Here is a 17,634-nt window from a genome sequence, read left to right as displayed (position 1 = left end):
GGTCATCTCTCGGAGCGGCGGCTTTCCCGCACCCTGCGCAGGCGGTTCACGGTGACCGGGTCGTGGGCGAGGGCGCGTTCGTCGTCGAGCAGGGCGTTGAGCAGCTGGTAGTACCGCACCGGCGCGAGGCCCAGCCGCTCTCGTATCGCCCGCTCCTTGGCGCCCGGGCCCGGCCACCCCTGACGCTCCAACGCGAGGATCGCCTGTTCGCGCGCGTCGAGCTCGTCCATGGGACGACCGTAATGGACGGCTGTGACATCGGGGGTGGGGCTGCGTCCTTCGGGTGCGGGTGGGTGGGGGCTGATCGCGCAGTTCTGCGCGCCCCTCGAAGACGCGGCCTGGCGGCCGAAAGCACGGGGCGCAGCCCTGCTTCTCAGGGGCGCGGGGAACTGCGCGAGAAGCCCCGCCCAGCCCACCCGCGCCCACGCCCACGCACGCACCCGCACCCGCACCCGCCGGACGAACCCGCACCCCCGAGCTTGTGCAGGCGTCCTACTCCCGGTCCGCAACGGTCGCCGTCTGCTGCAACTGCTCCAGCACGACCCCCGGCTTCGCGTCCGGCCGCACCGCCCGCCCGATCTGTTCCTTGACCGCCGCGCTCACATCCGCCCAGGAGACCTTGCCGACGGGGTACAGCTCGGCGTCGGGAAGCTCGGCGAGGAACGGCCTGAGATCCGCGTCGTCCTTGTCGGCGGCCATCGCCTCGGACGCGGACGCGGTCACCGGCAGCAGGTCGTACTCGCGGGAGAACGCGAGCACGTTCCTGTCGCTGTAGACGAAGTCGAGGAAGTCGCCGATCTCGTCACCGTGGCCGTTCTGCTTGAAGGCCATCATCCAGTCGGTGACCCCCAGGGTGGGGTGCCTCCGCCCTTCCCGCCCCGGCATAGCGGCCGTCCCGAACTCGACGCCCTTGTCGGCGGCCATACGCATCAGGCTGGGATGCCCGTTGAGCATGCCCACCTCACCGCGGGCGAACGCGGCGAACGCGTCGGCCCGGTTGAGCTCGGCGGGGGCGGTGGGGCCGGTGAGGCCCTTGTCCACGAGTTCGTCCTTGAGCCAGGTGAAGGTCCGGACGTTGTCCTCCGAGTCGAGCCGGTACGTGCCAACGTTGTCGGTGTAGCCGGCGCCGCCGCTGAGCAGCCACTGCAACGTCTCGGCCTGGGCCTCCTCCGCCCCGAGCGGCAGCGCGTACGGGATCTTGACGCCGGCCGCGTCGAGGGCCTTCGCGTCGGCCGCCAGCTCGCTCCACGTGCCGGGGGCGCTGTCGATGCCCGCCGCGGTGAAGAGCTTCTTGTTGTAGAAGAGGACGCGGGTGGACGCGGCGAACGGCATCCCGTACGCGACCCGCCGCACCTTGCCCGCGTCGGCGAGCTGGGGGAGGAAACCGGCCTGGACCGGGATGGAGAGCAGGTCGTCGACCTCGTAGAGCTTGCCGGTGGAGGCGTAGTCGGCGTAGGTGCCGACCTGCGCCATGTCGGGCGCCTCACCGGCGGCGACCATTTCCCTGACCTTGCGGTCGACGTCGTTCCAGGAGTAGACGCTGACGTCGACCGTGACGCCCGGATGGCCCTTCTCGTAGGCCTTCACGAGCGCGTCCCAGTACTTCTGGGAACTGTTCGACTGGGAGTCGCCGTAGTCGGCGGCGACGAGTCTCAGCGTGACGTCCGGACCGTCGGCCTGCGAGGCTCCGCAGCCCGCAAGCGTCGCCATCAGTCCCAGCGCGGTCAGTGCCGCCGTTCCGCTGTTCCCGAAGCCGGTCCTCGTCCGCCGCTGCCACTGTCGCACTCGTACTGCCCCAACCTGTTCGCACGGCCCCGCACGCATCAGCCTGGATCACAGGCTCAGCGTCCAAGCCCGTCAATCGCTCAACTTCTCGAACTTCTCCATAAGGTCTACACCACGTCAGTGGACTAGACCTCTCATGGGTCGACGGGTCACACTGTCCTCCGTGAGACATGTCATCGCGCTCGATGTGGGCGGCACCGGGATGAAGGCCGCACTGGTCGGGGCCGACGGCGAGCTGCTGCACCAGGCGCGCCTGGCCACCGGCCGCGAGCGCGGAGCGGACGCCGTCGTCGCGTCGGTCCTCGACTTCGCCACCGAGCTGCGCGTCCATGGCGAACGGCGCTTCGGCGAGCCCGCCGCCGCCGCCGGTGTCGCCGTGCCCGGCATCGTCGACTCCGACCGGGGCATCGCCGTCTACGCCGCCAACCTCGGCTGGCGCGACGTCCCCCTGCGCGCGCTGCTCGCCGAGCGCCTGGGCGGGGTCCCGGTCGCCCTCGGCCACGACGTCCGCACCGGCGGGCTCGCCGAGGGGCGCGTGGGCGCGGGGCGGGGCGCGGACCGCTTCCTCTTCGTGGCGCTGGGCACGGGCATCGCCGGCGCGATCGGCGTCGACGGCCGGGTGGAGGCGGGCGCCCACGGCTTCGCGGGCGAGATCGGCCACATCGTCGTACGGCCCGGGGGTGCCCCCTGCCCCTGCGGCCAGCGCGGCTGTCTGGAACGGTTCGCCTCGGCGGCGGCCGTCAGCCAGGCCTGGGCGGAGGCCACCGGCGACTCCGGGGCCGACGCGGCGGACTGCGCCAAGGCCGTCGAGTCGGGCGACCCGCGGGCGAGCGCCGTCTGGCAGCACGCCGTCGACGCCCTCGCCGACGGTCTCGTCACCGCCCTCACCCTGCTGGACCCCCGCACCCTCATCGTCGGTGGCGGCCTGGCCGAAGCCGGTGAAACCCTGTTCACACCCCTGCGAGCCGCCGTGGAACACCGGGTGACCTTCCAGAAGGTCCCCACCATCGTCCCCGCCACACTCGGCGACGCCGCGGGCCGCCTGGGCGCCGGCCTGATGGCCTGGGACCTCATCGCCCCCTCGGCCCCCAAGGCCCCTTCGGAGGTAACGACCTGATGGCCCCCACCCTTTCCGACACCGGGTCCGCTCCGAAAGGGGCGCGGGGAACTGCGCGACAAGCCACGACGAACCCGCAGCCGCCCCACAAGGCGCACCCCTACGTCCTCGAAGGCGCAAACGTAGTCCTCCCCACCGGCACGGTGAAAAACGGCCGTCTCACCATCGACGGCACCAAGATCGCCGCCCACACCCCGGAGAACGCCCACACCATCGACGTCCGCACCCACTGGGTGGTCCCCGGCTTCATCGACCTCCACAACCACGGCGGCGGCGGAGCCTCCTTCACCTCCGGCACGGTCGAGGACGTACTGCACGGCATCCACACCCACCGCCTCCACGGCACCACCACCCTCGTCGCCTCCACGGTCACCGACGACATGGACGGCCTCGCCCACCGCGCCGGCCTCCTCTCCGAACTCGCCGAACAGGGCGACATCGCCGGTATCCACTTCGAGGGCCCGTTCATCTCCCCGTGCCGCAAGGGAGCGCACTCCGAGGCGCTGCTCCGCCACCCCGACCCGGCGGACGTCCGCAAACTGATCGACGCCGCGCGCGGCCGGGCGGCCATGGTCACGCTGGCCACCGAACTCCCCGGCGGCCTCGGCTCCGTACGCCTCCTCGCCGAACACGGCGTCATCGCGGCGATCGGCCACACGGACGCGACGTACGAGCAGACGGTTCAGGCCATCGACGCGGGCGCGACCGTGGCCACCCACCTCTTCAACGCGATGCCCCAGCTCGGCCACCGCGAGCCCGGACCGATCGCGGCGCTCCTGGAGGACGAGCGGATCACGGTCGAGCTGATCAACGACGGCACGCACCTCCACCCCGCCTCCCTCCAGCTGGCGTTCCGTCACGCGGGCGCCGCCCGGGTCGCGTTCATCACCGACGCCATGGACGCGGCCGGCTTCGGCGACGGCCGCTACACGCTGGGCCCGCTGGCGGTCGAGGTCGTGAACGGTGTGGCCCGCCTGGTGGAGGGCGGCTCGATCGCGGGCTCCACCCTCACCCAGGACCGCGCCTTCAAGCGGGCGGTCACCGTCGACGGCCTCTCGGTCGAGGACACCGTTGCCGCCCTCTGCGCCAACCCGGCGAAGCTCCTCGGCCTCGACGACCGGGTGGGCTCCCTGGAACCGGGCAAGGACGCCGACCTCGTCCTCCTCGACGCGGACTTCGAGCTCAGGGGAGTCCTCCGGAAGGGCGAATGGGTAAAGGATCCCCAACTGGTCTGATCGTCCCTGTTGTTGGCAGGTGGTGAGCATGGCGCGGTCGTCCCGGGGGACTGGGCCGACCGCCGCTCTTTTGGCATGATCGAGCCTCAGCGACAGCCTCCGACGAGCGCGTTCCGGTCGAGGAAGACCGGGACCCGCTCAGTCGAAACCCAAAGGGGTGGGCCCAGGTGATCCTCACGGTCACACTGAACACCGCTCTCGACATCACCTACCGCGTACGGGACCTGACGCCCCACGCCACGCACCGGGTGACCGACGTGACCGAACGGCCCGGCGGCAAGGGCCTGAACGTGGCCCGGGTGCTGGCGGCGCTCGGCCACGAGGTGACGGTCACCGGTTTCGTCGGCGGCGCGACCGGCCGGGCCGTGCAGGACCGGCTCACGCACACACCGGGTGTCGTGGACGCGCTGGTCCCGGTGGAGGGGCCGACCCGCCGGACGATCGCCGTGGCCGACGCGAGTGGCGACACGACCCAGCTCAACGAACCGGGACCGCTCATCACCCCCGCCGAGTGGTCCGCCTTCCAGGAGGCGTACGTCGATCTGCTGCGCTCGGCCTCGGTGGTGGCTCTGTGCGGCAGCCTGCCGCCGGGGGTACCGGTGGGCGCGTACGCGGGACTGATCCGTACGGCCCGCACCCTGTCCGTCCCCGTCCTGCTGGACACGAGCGGTGAGCCGTTGCGACGTGGGGTGGCGGCCCGCCCCGACCTGGTGAAGCCGAACGCCGACGAACTGGCCGAACTGACCGGCTCCCACGAGCCGTTCCGGGCCGCCCGCGACGCCCGCCGACGCGGCGCCCGGTCGATCGTGGCCTCCCTCGGCCCCGACGGTCTCCTCGCCCACACCCCCGAGGGCCACTGGCGCGCCGTCCCGCCGCGCCGCTTCCGGGGCAACCCGACCGGCGCTGGCGATTCCGTGGTCGCGGGCCTGCTCTCAGGCCTGGTCGACCGCCGCCCCTGGCCCGAGTGCCTGGCCCGAGCCACCGCCCTGTCCGCGGCAACCGTGCTGACACCGGTGGCGGGCGAGTTCGACCGTCAGGCGTACGAGGAGATGGCGGGGCAGGTGGCGGTGACGAGGGAGGTCACAGCGGCGTGAGGACCGGCCCCTGAGGGCGGGGCTCAGGTCTTCCAGCCCTTCTCCAGGTAAAGCTGGTCGAAGTTGACGTCGCAGGAGTTGCCGTCCTCGCAGGAAATCTTTACTTCGTTGCTGCCCTTGTTGAGCTGGATGGACGCGTAGGTGTTCGTCCACCCCTTCTCGTAGTCGCCCTCGGGGCCCTCGGCGAAGTTGTCCAGGTTGAGCGGACGGGTCTGGGCCGTGCCGTTGACCGTGAGGGTGGCGTTGGCCTTCTTGCCCGGGACACCGTAGTCGACGAAAAGCGTGTACTTGCCGGCCGCCGGGACGTCCTCCATCTTCCAGGTGATGGACGAGCCGACCGAGTTGAAGTTCCCCACGTAGAACCCGCCCTCCGACTTGGCGCCGGGGACGTCGGAGGCGATGGCCGCGTTGCCGCCGAGGAGGAGGGTCTTGGCCTCGGCCTTCGGCAGTTCGCCGGAGTTCGCTTCCTTCGACTTGCTGGGCGACGGGCTGGGGTCGGTGTTCTCCTTGGCGGTGGGGGCGGTCGAGGCCCCGTTGTCGCCGTCGGCGGAATTCTCACCGTCGTCGCCGACGACCATGGCGACGCCGATGCCGATCACCACGGCCGCCACGACGGCGATCGCGCCGATGAGGAGGCCCTTGGTGTTGGGGCCACGGCCACGGCCGCCGCCTCCGTTGCCGTGTCCCTGCGGGCGGGTCGCCTGGGGGCCGCCGGGGAGGTTCTCGGGGGCCTGGTAGTGCGCGTTCGGCTGGCCGTAGCCGCCCTGCGGCTGGCCGTACGGCTGCTGCTGCGATACCTGCCCGTACTGCGCGGTCGGGGCCTGCGGAGCCTGCTGGGTCTGCTGCCCGTACTGGCGTTCACCGACCGGTCGCACCCGGTTGACCGCGTTCGGGTAGCCGTAGCTCCCGGTGGGCGGCTGGGCTCCTCGGGCCTGCCCGTCGGCGTAGAGGTAGCCGAACGGGTCGTCGTCCTCGGGCGTGCTCGCGCCGTTGTTGCCGGGCGTCATCCCTAGGTCTCCTCAGCGGTGCGGTACATGCGCGTACGGTGGCGGATTGGTGTGTCGGGGTGTAGAAGAGCGAGCCTACCCGCTCGCGCTGGTCCAAACGGGTGACTCAGGCCTCATCGCCCGGCCGACGCTCCGCCGACCAGGCACTTTCCCGCCACGAGCCCGCTGTGACCTGGGATTCTTTCCGTTTGTCTCGCGGGTCACTCCGGTCGTTATCCGGCCCGCCGGTGCTGTCTGGGACGAGATCGTTTCTCGACGTACATCCGCTCGTCAGCCGATTTCAACACCTCGTCCGCCGTCATGCCGCAGTGTGCCCATCCGATGCCGAAACTCGCGCCTACGCGCATCGCGCGGCCGTCCACCCGGATCGGCTGGATGATCTCGTTGCGGAGGCGAACGGCGAGGTCCTGCGCGTCCGCGCGGCCGAGGCCGTCGGCGAGGACGACGAACTCGTCACCGCCGAGCCGGGCCACGGTGTCGCCGTCGCGCACGCCCCGGCTGAGCCGCCGGGCCACCTCGATGAGGACGGCGTCACCCGCGTTGTGCCCGAAGCGGTCGTTGATGGACTTGAATCCGTCGAGGTCGCAGAAGAGCACCGCGAGCCCCTTGGCCCCGTCGTCCCGCTCGTCCTCGGGCGCCACGGTGTGCACATGGTGGTCGAAGGCGTCGTACGGCCTTCCGGCCGCGTGGAAGTCGAAGGCGTGCCCCCCGGCCTCGTAGGCGTCGAAGGACGGGTGCGGCAGCCGCGCCGCCTGCTCGGCGGCGGCACCGAACTCTCCGTACTCCCCGCCGAACTCGCCCTGCTCCCCGAACTGCCCGAAGGCCGCGTTCATCGAGTCGGCCGAGTCGGCCGACGCGCCGGCCGGGAGGGACTGGGGGCGCTGACAGATGCGGGCGGAGAGGCGCGAGCGCAGCTCGGCGGAGTTCGGCAGGCCCGTGAGCGCGTCGTGCGAGGCGCGGTGCGCGAGCTGCAGCTCACGCCGCTTGCGCTCCTCGATGTCCTCGACATGGGTGAGCAGGAAGCGGGGCCCGTCGGCGGCGTCCGCGACCACGCTGTTGCGCAGCGACACCCATACGTACGTCCCGTCGCGCCGCCCCAGCCGCAGCTCGGCGCGGCCACCCTCGGCCGAGGTCCGCAGCAGGGTGCCTATGTCCTCGGGGTGGACGAGGTCGGAGAACGCGTACCGCCGCATGGCGGAGGCGGGCCGTCCGAGCAGCCGGCACAGGGCGTCGTTCGTCCGCAGGATCCGGCCCTGCTGATCGCCGCCCATCTCGGCGATGGCCATACCGCTCGGGGCGTACTCGAAGGCCTGCCGGAAGGATTCCTCGCTGGCGCGCAGCGCCTGCTGCTCCCTTTCGAGCCTGACCAGTGCACGCTGCATATTTGCGCGTAGACGCGCGTTGCTGATCGCGATGGCGGCCTGGAAGGCGTACATCTGGAGTGCTTCGCGCCCCCAGGCACCCGGTCGCCGACCGTTCCTGGGCCGGTCCACGGAGATGACGCCCAGCAGTTCGCCGCAGGAGGCACCTCCCGCGCCCGGGGTGTACATGGGCGCGAACAGCCGGTCCGACGGATGCCACTCGTCCTCGAAGCGGGGCGCGGGACCATCGGTGTACCACTGCGGTACATCGTCCTCGTCCAGGACCCAGCCCTCGGTGTGCGGTATGAACCGCAGGTCACCCCAGGCCTCGCCCATGGTCAGCCGGCGGTCCCAGGAGGCGCGGGAGCCGACGCGGCCGGAGATCAGGGCCTCGGCGGCGGAGTTCCCGGAGAGGGCGGCGACGACCAGGTCGCCGTCGGGACGGACGAGGTTCACACAGGCCAGTTCGTAGCCCAGGCCGTTGACCACACCGTCGGCGACGGTCTGCAGCGTGTCGGCCAGGCTGCGCGCGGTGTTCATGTCCGCCATCACCTGGTGCAGCTGCCGCAGCGTCGTCAGACGGACGTAGGGCTCCGACTCGGTTTCCATTGGCCCTCCCCCCGAGATCTCGTGGCAGCTCCAGGCTCCAGGTAACCTGCTTAACTCGCGGGCTTACTACCGCTTACAGTTCCCGCTTACAGCTTGCAGCTTCCCCGCCACTGAATCACAGCGCGAAGCCCACTCGGTACACAGGGTCAACAAAATATGGCCCCTGTGACTCAAGTCACAGCAGAACATGAGCAATTGAGTGGAGTTTATGCGTTTCTCCCGTGCGGGTTCTGAACAGAATCCAGAACTCTGTGTAGGCGCTGTGCACAGGGTTGAGCGGGGCGCCGGGAGCCTGCTGGTCGCGGACACGACGGGGGCCGAAGGCCGACGGACACGGCGCGGGCCGAAGGCCGACACGGGGCCGAGGACCGACACGGGGCCGAGGGCCCGGAGGTCGTCGGGCGGGCCTGCCTAGGTCATAGGTCCCGGGCGAGGGTCGGGCCCTGGCCCGATGTGGTGGGCGCCGGCCGAGAACTAGCGTGCTGGTGTGCCGAAGATTCCAGCGTCAGCGCCACCCGTGCCCCCGCCCCCTCCCCCTCCCCGGGCGGCGACATCGCGGACGACCACGCTCCCGACCCCCGCCCCGGTTCCTCTTGCAAAAGCCTCCCGGGCGGCCGCGCCCGTCGGGGGCACCCCGACCACCCCGACCGCCCCGGCCACGCCCGGTCCCGTCCACGGCGGGCATGCTGAAGGGGTGAGCGAAGACGAGTTCCGTGCCGCGATGTCCCGGCTGGCGGCGGGTGTGGTCCTGGTGACCGCGCACGAGCCCGCACTGGATCCGGAGGGACCACGCGGCGAGGACGTCGGCATGACCGCCACCTCCTTCATGTCCGTGTCCCTCGACCCGCCCCTCGTCCTGGTCAGCCTCCGCGAGGGCTCCCGTATGGACGACCTCCTCGCCGAGCAGCCCCACTGGGCCGTCTCCCTCCTCGCCGACCACCAACGCTCCGTCGCCGGCCGCTTCGCCATGAGGAACCGGGTGAGCGACCGCCTCCTCTTCGCCTCCATCCCCCACACCCGGGGCGACACCTCCGGAGCACTCCTGATCGACGGCGCCCTCGCCACCCTCGAATGCCACACCGAGCAGCGCGTGACCGCCGGCGACCACACCCTCGTCGTCGGCCGGGTCCTGACCGCGACGGTGCCGGGCGCGGACGGCGGCCCCTTGACCTATTTCCGGGGCCGCTACAGGCAGTTGGACTGAGAGGGCCTCGCCCCTTCAGGGGCATGGGGAACCGCGAGCGATCACGAACACCCGCGCCCGCCGGACCACACGTCAGCCCCAGTCCTGCCCCGACCGCCCCCGCTTGGTGTCGGACCGCTGCTTCTTCTCCCGCAGGCGCCGTTCGTTGATCCCCCTCGGGATCCGGGTCGCCCGCCGCGGCTTCGGCGGCGGCGCGGTCGCCTCCGCGAGCAGCGCGGCGAGCCGTACGGCCGCCGTCTCCCGATTGCGCCACTGGGACCGGTGCTCGGAGGCCCGCACACTGACGACTCCGTCGACGAGCCGCCCGGCGAGCCGCTCCAGCGCCCGCGCCTTCCACACCTCGGGCAGCGCTTCGGTGTTCGCGAGGTCGAAGCGCAGCTCGACCTGCGAGTCACTGGTGTTGACGTGCTGTCCGCCGGGGCCGGAGGACCGGGAGAAACGCCACATGAGCTCGGCCTCCGGAAGGGAGACGGAGCCACGAACGACGTAAGGACCGGACATGCCCCCATGGTCGCGCGGATGTCCCGTCCACGTCACGCCCTTTTCAACCGCGGCCGTCCACGATCGGGGCACCCCGGGCGAGGTGGGGCGGTGGGTAAAGAAAGTAAAAACCGCTGGAACCTCTGGCGCCCCTCCCGACGTTCATAGGGGTACAGGTAGCTTCGTCCCCGGCACGAAGCCCGTAAGGCACGTACGTAACGAGGGAAGGACTCCCAAACCATGGCTGTAAGCCTGTCCAAGGGTGGCAACGTCTCGCTCACCAAGGAGGCTCCGGGCCTGACCGCCGTCACCGTGGGCCTCGGCTGGGACGTCCGCACCACCACCGGCACGGACTTCGACCTGGACGCCTCCGCGATCGCGGTCAACACGCAGGGCAAGGTCTACTCGGACGGCCACTTCGTCTTCTTCAACAACAAGCAGACCCCGGACCAGACGATCGTCCACACCGGCGACAACCGCACGGGTGAGGGCGCGGGCGACGACGAGGCGATCAACGTCAACCTGGCGGGTCTCCCCGCCGATGTAGACAAGATCGTCTTCCCGGTCTCCATCTACGACGCCGAGAACCGCTCGCAGAACTTCGGCCAGGTCCGCAACGCCTACATCCGCATCATCAACCAGGCCGGCGGCGCCGAGATCGCCCGCTACGACCTCTCCGAGGACGCCGCCACCGAGACCGCCATGGTCTTCGGCGAGCTGTACCGCAACGGCGCCGAGTGGAAGTTCCGCGCGGTCGGCCAGGGTTACGCCTCGGGCCTCGTGGGCATCGCCCAGGACTTCGGCGTCAACGTCTGACGTCCGCCGGGGCGACCAGCGTCCCGCAGCACACCGTCGAAGGCCCCGCCACGACCGGCACCGACCGTCGCGGCGGGGCCTTCGGCTGTCTCAGCCGCGGCCCTCGGCTGCCTCAGCCGCCGCCTCGGGCACACCCTCTGCCTCAGGCCCGCCAGTCCCCGGAGTACTGGATGTGCAGCAGGCCGGGCACCCGCGGCCGGTTCCGGGGCCGGGACCAGGGCCCCGCGCCCAACTCGACACAGAAGTGACCGGCGTGCGGGTACCGCTGCGGATACGACGGGGCCTGGTCGACGAGGCCGCGTAGCGCGGTGCCGTGCTCGCGGAACGCCGTGGAACTGCCCACGACGAACAGCGTGTGCGCCGCGATGTCGAAGGCGAGGTGGTCGCGGAACGACCGGTACTCCCGCCGCCGGTGGTCGATGGCGGCCTCGTCCGGGAAGTCCTGGTCCGGGGTGGCCGTCGTCCCGGGCCGGCCGGCGTCGAGGCGTGACCGTACCCGCTTCCAGGAGGCGGTCGGGAACCCCAGGCTGTGGTGGAGCAGGACCAGGTCCAGCGAGACGGGTACGCCGTCACCCACGACCCCGTCGGGAACGGGGTTGGCCCGGATCGGCAGATGGACCAGCGATCGGGCGGACCGGGCGGCCAGCGCCCACAGGGCGAGGAGTTGCTCCGCGCCGTCCCGGTCGACATACATCGACAGCCAGTGATGGTCGTCGCGCAACGCCAGCCGCGCCGGGACGGGGGCCGGGGCAGGTCGAACCACGCGGTACTCCTCACCCCCGAGCCGCGCCCTGTGCACACGCACCCGCTGTTCCACACGCCTCCTCGCACCCCCTGGGGTCCGGCTGGACCACCTGACGCACTGTAGGCCGAGAGCCGGGTGTCGGACCTGATCGGTAGCGTGCGGGGCATGCTGCTGCTCGAACCCCTCCGCACGGCCGAGGACGGCACCGTCCCCGGCCCCCTCCTCACCGAACTCACCGCCCTGCACGCCGCCAACCGCGACTTCCACGCCCTGAGCGGCGACTTCCCGGACGCGAACGACATCCGCCCCCACCAGGTGAGCGCAGCACTGGCGGTGGAGCTGGCCAACCCGGACGTGGAGATCCTCCTCGCACGCGACGGCGCCGCCGCCGAGGGCGGGGACGGGGGCGGGGACGGGGACAACCGCGGCCGGCCGCTCGTCGGGCTCGTCATCACCCTCGCTCACCATCCCGACCCGGCCGACCCCGACCCCTGGATCGGCCTGCTGCTGGTCGACGCGGGAGCGCAACGGCGAGGCCACGGACGGCAGGTGGCGGCACTGGTCGAGGAACGCTTCCGGCAGGCGGGGCGTACCGCCGTACGGCTGGCCGTGCTCGACAACAACCCCGGCGCCCTCGCCTTCTGGACATCCCTCGGCTACGAGGTCGTCGCGCGTCGCCGCGACCGCCAACAGGGCCGCCCCTGCGCCGTGTTGCGCAAGACGCTGCGCACACCGCGCCGGGCCGCTCGGATCGCCGTACTCGACCCCGAGGGTGCCGTCTTCCTCTTCCGGTACGACAACATCGAGATCGGTCCGCACTGGGCCATGCCCGGCGGTGGTCTGGAGGCGGGCGAGACCCCACGCGAGGGCGCCCTGCGCGAACTGCGCGAGGAGACCGGCTGGACGGACCTGGAGCCCGGCCCTCTGCTGCACACCTGGGAAGTCGACCTCACCCACTCCGGGGTGCCCGTCCACCAGCACGAGCACATCTATGTGGCCCGGGGCCCACGCCGCGAACCCACCGGCGACCACCTCACCGCCTCCCACGCCCAGGACGGCATCCTGACCTGGCGCTGGTGGACCCGCCAGGACCTCATCAGGTCACCGGAGCCCATCTGGCCGGCCGAACTCGCCGAACTGCTCACGGAGTTCGAGGCAACCGGAGCGAACGATCAAACGACGAACGATCCGTCGACGACCGATCCGTCGACGACCGACCCAGCGCCCGACCCGTCAGGCCTTTGACGGCTTCCCCTCCCCGTACAGCCAGTCCTCCCACACCGGGGTCAGGTCCGCCTCCGGGGCCCTCTTCCTCGCGTACTCCTCCACGTACGCGGTGAAGTCGGCCGTGTCCGCGTTGCCATGGCGACGGGTGGTGGCCCAGTCCTGGAGGAGGCCGAAGAAGGCGTCGTCGCCTATGGCCTCGCGGATCTTGTGGAGGACCATGGCGCCGCGTTCGTACACCGGGCTGTCGGAGATCCGGGCCGCGCTCGGCGGCTTCGCGGGCGGGAAGTCCCAGACGGCCTCGTTCGAGGCGGCGTCCTCGAAGTACTCGCCCTCGTACAGCGCGTCGAAGTTCTCCTGGGCCGTGTCGCCGCCGTCGTCCTCCTCCCACAGCCACTCGGCATACGTGGCGAAGCCCTCGTTGAGCCACATGTCCCGCCAGCTCTTCGGAGTGACCGAGTCGCCGTACCACTGGTGGGCCAGTTCGTGGACGAGCAGCGAGATGTCGGGGGTACCGGGGAAGACGGGGCGGTTCTGGGTCTCCAGGGCGTACCCGACGTCCTCCGGTTCGTCGACGATCGCGCCGGTGGAGGAGAAGGGGTACGGACCGAAGTTCGTCTCCGCCCACTCCATGACCTCCGGGATCCGGCCGAGCACCTCACGGCTGTCCTCGGCCTGCGCGGGATCTACGGCGACGTACACGGGCAGCCCGCCCGCGTCCCCGTCGACCCGCTCGGCCACCGTCGAACGGCGGATCTCGTACTCGCCGATCGCGATCGTGGCCACATAGCTCGCCATCGGTTCGGCGGTGTGCCAGGAGTACGTCGTACGGCCCCCCTCGGTGCTCTCGCCCTTCAACTCCCCGTTGGAGACGGCCCGCAGCCCCTCGGGGACAGTGACCGCGAGGTCGTACGTGGCCTTGTCGGAGGGGTGGTGGTTGCCGGGGAACCAGGTCATCGAACCCGTCGGCTCACCGAGGGCGAGGACACCGTCGGCGGTACGCAGCCAGCCCTCCCGGGAACCGTCCGGGTCGGTGACCGTCTCCGGGGTGCCGGCGTAGCGGACCGTCGTACGGAACGTCTCCCCCTGGTCGAGCCCGTCGCCGGGAGTGACGGTCAGCTCCTGCCCCGCCCGCTTCCAACGCGCCGCCGTGCCCTCCACGTCGACCGACTCGACGTCCATCCCCTTCAGATCGAGGTTGAACGCGTCGAGGTCCCGTGTCGCCCGTGCGGTGATGACAGCGGTGCCGCGCAACCGGTCGTCCTCGTTCTCGGAGGGAGGTTCATAACCGAGGGTGAGGGCGTAGTGCGTGACGTCGTAACCACCGTTGCCGAGCTTGGGGAAGTACGGGTCCCGGACGCCGGCGGCGCCCAGGGAGCGCTCCCCCGTGCCGCCTCCGCCCCCGGTGCACGAGGTGAGGGTGAGGGTGAGCGCGAGGCTGAGCAGGGCGGCCGGGACCACCGGTACAGATCGGGACACGTCAGCGATCCTATGAGGACATGACACCATCGCGTACGTGCTCGACATCGGCTACGCCCTCTCCAACCGGTTCCCCGACCCGCCACAGACCGACTACCGCCGCGCGGACGTGTACGCGCTGCGGCACGATCTGTTCTGCGGTGACGTCTACCTCGCCGACACCAAGGCGGACCGGGAACTGTCCACAGCCTGGGGATGGGTGCCGGTACTCGACTTCGCGTGGGCCCTGTGCGACATCGTGGAGCGGCTGGACCAGGACCCGGCGGGCTCCCGCGCCGCCCGGCCCCAGTACGCGGAACTCGACTTCACCGAGTCCACGGACCGCATGCTCTTCGAGCGCCGCTTCGGCTGGGTCGACATCGAGGCCGACTGGATGCCACCGGAGGAGCCTCCGCTGACCTTCTCCCACACCGACCTCCGCCGCGAGGTCCGCGACTTCCTGCACGACCTGATCGCCGACCTCTCCGACCTCCACGACGACCTGGCGGAAAACCCGGCGATCTGGACCCTGCAGTCCCGCTTCCCCCGAGTCCCGTAGACGGGACCCGGGAGCAGACGACCGCCCAGCGGTCCGACAAGCACGGAGCGCACCCCCTGCTTCCCGGGGCCGCCGGGAACTGCGCGAGCAACCACACTCCACCCGCACCCGCACCCTCCGACGCACACGCACCCGGGGCCACCGGGCGCCGTTCGGGGTCGAAGGGGCAGCAGCCCCGGAGACGCGACAGGCGAGGACGGCGAGGGCGAGACCCGAGAACCCCACACCCCCCGACACCAACCCCCGTCAGCCCTACCCCTCCACCCGAATCCCCATCTCCCCCGCCAACACAGGCGCCAGATCCATCAACTGCGCCGCACTGATCACCGCCCCCGACAGCCGGTCCACGCCCCGCGCGATCTCCACCGCCGCGGCCTCCCGCAGATCCACGTCGACCAGGGTCACCCCACTCAGATCGACCCCTTTCACCGCGCACCCCACGAACGCCACCCGCTCCAACCGCGCACCCCCGAAGTCCGGCTCGACGAGCACGCAGTCCTCGAACACCACGTCCTTCAGCCGAGCCTCACGCAGGTTGAGATAGTCGATCTTGCCGCCACGCACGAGAACCCGCTCCAGCACGGCCCCGTGCAACCCCACCCCTCCCAGCCGAGCCTCCACCAGCTCGACATCCCGCAAGGTCGCTTCGGCGAGATCCGTACCCACGCCCCGCACACCCGTGAGGACGGAGTCGAGCACCCGAGCCCGCCGCAGCCGCGTGTCGTCCAGCGCACAGCCCGTCAGCACGCAGTCCATGAACCGCGCACCCCCACCGTCCTGCCCGCCGAAGTCCTCCTCCCGGAACTCCAACCCGTCGTAGTCCCCGTCCGGCTCCAGCCCCCCGCCCTCGTACGTCTCCAGCACCGGCAACCGCACCTCCGGCCGCCGCGCCGCCTTCACCACCGACCTCGCCCGCACCATGCCCCCATCCTGCACCCCATCACTGACAAACCATCTGACCTGCGCGAATCCACCGAGCAAACCCCCGCCGGCCCCCACCGAAGACGCATGTCACCTTCCGGCGCCCTCCACGTGTCGTACTCCCGAGCAACCGACACCGACGCCGAGGAAACCAGCCATGCACCGCGCTCCGTCCCCCCAACCGCCCCTCCCCCACCCCCTCACCGTCATCGGCGGCGGTTTCGCCGGACTCACCGCCGCGATCACCGCGGCCGAGGCGGGCGCCAAGGTCACCCTGTACGAGGCGCACCACACACTCTTGGGCCGAGCCCGGACCACGGAGGGCCGTACCGCACGAACGAGGACCCGCACGCGCTGTACAACGGCGCCCGCACTGGACCTGACTCAGCCGACACGACCTGATCGGACCGCTCGCGCCCCACCCGCCCCTGGAAGCCGCCCGACTGCGCCTGCACTACCGGGGCACCCTGCGCCGCACACCGCCCTTCGGCATGCTCAAGCTCCTCCGCCCCCGCCGTACCGGCCGACGCGCCCCAGCCGACGGCGACTTCCGTTCCGTCGCACACAAGCCCCACCCGCCCGGAAATCCAGCGAAACCAGAGACGGCACGCCCGTAGTGTCGCCCACATGACCCCTGACATCTCCGTCCCGGAGCAACTGGCCGCCACCCTGGGGATGTTCTACGAGGAGAAGGGCCTGGCCTTCGCGGCAGCCCTCCCCGACCTGGCGGCCGGCTTCCTCGACCGCTGGGACCTACGCCTCGACGGCCACCCCATGCACGGCATGTGCGCCCTGGTCCTCCCCGTGATCCGGACGACCGACGCCACCCCGGCCGTCCTCAAACTCCAGATCCTCGACGACGAGAGCGAGGGCGAACCGCTCGCCCTGCGCACCTGGGACGGCGACGGAGCCGTACGCCTCCTGAGCCACGACGCCGTGACGGGCACCATGCTCCTCGAACGCCTCGACCCGGCCCGCATGCTCAGCCACGAGCCGGACACCCGCGCGGCCGTCCTGGTCATCGCCCACCTGCTGGCCCACCTCACGGCGACCCCGGCCCCACCGACCATGCGCCGCCTCGCCGACATCGCGGCGAACATGCTGGACCGCACCCCACCGGTCCTGGCCCGCATCCCGGACCCGGCCGACCACCGCCTGATCGCCGACTGCGCGGCGGCACTCCGCGAGGTGATCGACGCCCCCGGCGACCGCCTCCTCCACTGGGACCTCCACTTCGACAACGTCCTCGGCGCCGACCGGGCCCCCTGGCTCGCCATCGACCCCAAGCCCCTCGCCGGCCACCCCGCCTTCGAACTCTGGCCGGCCCTCAACAACCGCTTCGACCCCGCCGAGGCCCGCTGGCGCTTCGACGCGATGACGGCCACCCTCGGCCTCGACCGCGAACAAGCCCGCGCCTGGACCCTGGCCCGCCTCCTGCAGAACGCCGTCTGGGAGATCGAGGAGGGCCGCTCCCTCGACCCCGACGACCTGGAACTCGCCCGCCGCCTGCGCTGACCAGCAAACGAACGATCCCGGGCCACTGATGTGACCCGGGATCCCCTGGAGCCCCCTGTCGGAATCGAACCGACGACCTCGAGATTACAAGTCACGCGCTCTGGCCAACTGAGCTAAGGGGGCGTCGCCCAGTACAACGCCATGGGCGAAGGCTGCTCCACTCTACACAGAGCCCGTTTCCCCAAGCCACGGAGTTCTGCACCCACCTCGGGCAGAGAACTGCGCGTAACCAACCGTGCACTCGTTCGTCGATCGGTCTGACGCGCTGTTCCGAAGATCCGATCGTCGGGGAAGGGATGCATGAGCGGGGCGGCGGAGAAGTCGAAGCCGACCGTGGTCAGGGGCGAGGAGGCCAAGCGCGTCAAGCGCGAGGCCCTCGGCATCGGCGACCGCCACAAGCACCACTCACGCAAGGAGACCCCCTGAAGGGACATGCCAAGGATCCCGACACCCACCACCGCCTCTACCGGTTCCGCTTCTGTCCGACCGGCGAACAGGCCGAGC

The 17,634-nt window shown here is 71.1% G+C and carries 17 protein-coding genes, 1 tRNA gene and 2 pseudogenes; 11 read left to right on the top strand and 9 right to left on the bottom strand.

Features of this window, described 5'->3' with window-relative positions:
- Positions 1-2: 2 nt before the first annotated feature.
- Positions 3-230, bottom strand: a complete 228-nt coding sequence (locus tag ACFY9I_RS37620) for a DUF3263 domain-containing protein (RefSeq protein WP_391010533.1) — start codon at positions 228-230, stop codon at positions 3-5.
- A gap of 262 nt (positions 231-492) precedes the next feature.
- Positions 493-1,710, bottom strand: coding sequence for an extracellular solute-binding protein (locus tag ACFY9I_RS37615; RefSeq protein WP_391010648.1), 1,218 nt, complete (start codon positions 1,708-1,710; stop codon positions 493-495).
- 211 nt (positions 1,711-1,921) lie between these two features.
- Here ACFY9I_RS37615 and ACFY9I_RS37610 point away from each other — a divergent pair, with 211 nt between their 5' ends.
- From ACFY9I_RS37610 to ACFY9I_RS37600, 3 genes are all read left to right on the top strand, one after another.
- On the top strand, positions 1,922-2,902 hold the full coding sequence (locus tag ACFY9I_RS37610) for an ROK family protein (RefSeq protein WP_391010530.1): 981 nt from the start codon (positions 1,922-1,924) through the stop codon (positions 2,900-2,902).
- Complete coding sequence (nagA, locus tag ACFY9I_RS37605; RefSeq protein ID WP_391010527.1) at positions 2,902-4,137, top strand: N-acetylglucosamine-6-phosphate deacetylase; 1,236 nt, start codon at positions 2,902-2,904, stop codon at positions 4,135-4,137. The genes ACFY9I_RS37610 and nagA overlap by 1 nt, the downstream gene beginning before the upstream one ends.
- A gap of 167 nt (positions 4,138-4,304) precedes the next feature.
- The gene (locus ACFY9I_RS37600) at positions 4,305-5,231 is read left to right on the top strand and encodes a hexose kinase (RefSeq protein ID WP_391010524.1); all 927 of its coding nucleotides are present in this window, start codon (positions 4,305-4,307) and stop codon (positions 5,229-5,231) included.
- Positions 5,232-5,254: 23 nt separating this feature from the next.
- On the opposite strand, the gene ACFY9I_RS37595 is transcribed toward ACFY9I_RS37600, so the two are convergent.
- Both ACFY9I_RS37595 and cdgB read right to left on the bottom strand, forming a co-directional pair.
- A complete protein-coding gene (locus ACFY9I_RS37595; protein WP_391010521.1) occupies positions 5,255-6,238 on the bottom strand; it encodes a CBM35 domain-containing protein in 984 nt (327 codons plus the stop codon).
- Positions 6,239-6,450: 212 nt separating this feature from the next.
- The gene (gene cdgB, locus ACFY9I_RS37590) at positions 6,451-8,208 is read right to left on the bottom strand and encodes a diguanylate cyclase CdgB (RefSeq protein WP_391010518.1); all 1,758 of its coding nucleotides are present in this window, start codon (positions 8,206-8,208) and stop codon (positions 6,451-6,453) included.
- Between the two features lie 694 nt (positions 8,209-8,902).
- On the opposite strand from cdgB, the gene ACFY9I_RS37585 reads away from it, so the two are divergent.
- The gene (locus ACFY9I_RS37585) at positions 8,903-9,412 is read left to right on the top strand and encodes a flavin reductase (protein ID WP_391010515.1); all 510 of its coding nucleotides are present in this window, start codon (positions 8,903-8,905) and stop codon (positions 9,410-9,412) included.
- Between the two features lie 72 nt (positions 9,413-9,484).
- On the opposite strand, the gene arfB is transcribed toward ACFY9I_RS37585, so the two are convergent.
- Positions 9,485-9,913: an alternative ribosome rescue aminoacyl-tRNA hydrolase ArfB gene (gene arfB / locus ACFY9I_RS37580; protein WP_391010512.1), complete on the bottom strand. Its 429-nt coding sequence runs from the start codon at positions 9,911-9,913 to the stop codon at positions 9,485-9,487.
- Between the two features lie 219 nt (positions 9,914-10,132).
- Between arfB and ACFY9I_RS37575 the strand changes: the two genes are divergently transcribed.
- Positions 10,133-10,708 (top strand): TerD family protein, encoded by a 576-nt coding sequence (locus ACFY9I_RS37575; protein WP_054235130.1) that lies wholly within the window; start codon positions 10,133-10,135, stop codon positions 10,706-10,708.
- A 142-nt stretch (positions 10,709-10,850) separates the two neighbouring features.
- Here the strand turns inward: ACFY9I_RS37575 and ACFY9I_RS37570 are convergent, their stop codons facing one another.
- Positions 10,851-11,471: a hypothetical protein gene (locus ACFY9I_RS37570; protein WP_391010509.1), complete on the bottom strand. Its 621-nt coding sequence runs from the start codon at positions 11,469-11,471 to the stop codon at positions 10,851-10,853.
- Positions 11,472-11,621: 150 nt separating this feature from the next.
- On the opposite strand from ACFY9I_RS37570, the gene ACFY9I_RS37565 reads away from it, so the two are divergent.
- Positions 11,622-12,698 carry a GNAT family N-acetyltransferase gene (locus tag ACFY9I_RS37565; RefSeq protein ID WP_391010645.1) on the top strand — a complete coding sequence of 359 codons (1,077 nt, stop codon included), beginning with the start codon at positions 11,622-11,624 and terminating at the stop codon, positions 12,696-12,698.
- On the opposite strand, the gene ACFY9I_RS37560 is transcribed toward ACFY9I_RS37565, so the two are convergent.
- Positions 12,687-14,186 carry a M1 family aminopeptidase gene (locus tag ACFY9I_RS37560; protein WP_391010642.1) on the bottom strand — a complete coding sequence of 500 codons (1,500 nt, stop codon included), beginning with the start codon at positions 14,184-14,186 and terminating at the stop codon, positions 12,687-12,689. The two genes, ACFY9I_RS37565 and ACFY9I_RS37560, sit on opposite strands and share 12 nt — an antisense overlap.
- Positions 14,187-14,193: 7 nt before the next feature.
- Here ACFY9I_RS37560 and ACFY9I_RS37555 point away from each other — a divergent pair, with 7 nt between their 5' ends.
- Positions 14,194-14,694 (top strand): hypothetical protein, encoded by a 501-nt coding sequence (locus ACFY9I_RS37555; protein WP_391010506.1) that lies wholly within the window; start codon positions 14,194-14,196, stop codon positions 14,692-14,694.
- A 252-nt stretch (positions 14,695-14,946) separates the two neighbouring features.
- Here the strand turns inward: ACFY9I_RS37555 and ACFY9I_RS37550 are convergent, their stop codons facing one another.
- Positions 14,947-15,615, bottom strand: a complete 669-nt coding sequence (locus tag ACFY9I_RS37550) for a pentapeptide repeat-containing protein (RefSeq protein ID WP_391010503.1) — start codon at positions 15,613-15,615, stop codon at positions 14,947-14,949.
- Between the two features lie 157 nt (positions 15,616-15,772).
- Here ACFY9I_RS37550 and ACFY9I_RS37545 point away from each other — a divergent pair.
- Both ACFY9I_RS37545 and ACFY9I_RS37540 read left to right on the top strand, forming a co-directional pair.
- Positions 15,773-16,166 (top strand): annotated as a pseudogene (locus tag ACFY9I_RS37545) (NAD(P)-binding protein); the annotation flags it as partial.
- A 76-nt stretch (positions 16,167-16,242) separates the two neighbouring features.
- Positions 16,243-17,130, top strand: coding sequence for an aminoglycoside phosphotransferase family protein (locus tag ACFY9I_RS37540; protein WP_391010500.1), 888 nt, complete (start codon positions 16,243-16,245; stop codon positions 17,128-17,130).
- 46 nt (positions 17,131-17,176) lie between these two features.
- Here the strand turns inward: ACFY9I_RS37540 and ACFY9I_RS37535 are convergent.
- Positions 17,177-17,253, bottom strand: a tRNA-Thr gene (locus tag ACFY9I_RS37535).
- A 177-nt stretch (positions 17,254-17,430) separates the two neighbouring features.
- On the opposite strand from ACFY9I_RS37535, the gene ACFY9I_RS37530 reads away from it, so the two are divergent.
- Complete coding sequence (locus ACFY9I_RS37530; RefSeq protein WP_391010657.1) at positions 17,431-17,556, top strand: hypothetical protein; 126 nt, start codon at positions 17,431-17,433, stop codon at positions 17,554-17,556.
- Positions 17,553-17,630 (top strand): annotated as a pseudogene (locus ACFY9I_RS37525) (hypothetical protein); the annotation flags it as partial. The gene ACFY9I_RS37530 and the pseudogene ACFY9I_RS37525, both read left to right, overlap by 4 nt.
- Between the last annotated feature and the right edge of the window lie 4 nt (positions 17,631-17,634).

The sequence above is a fragment of the Streptomyces sp. NPDC012510 genome (genome assembly GCF_042955065.1).
Lineage (GTDB): Bacteria > Actinomycetota > Actinomycetes > Streptomycetales > Streptomycetaceae > Streptomyces.
Note: the sequence above shows the minus strand (reverse complement) of the source record. Positions and strands in the feature narration are given on the sequence as shown.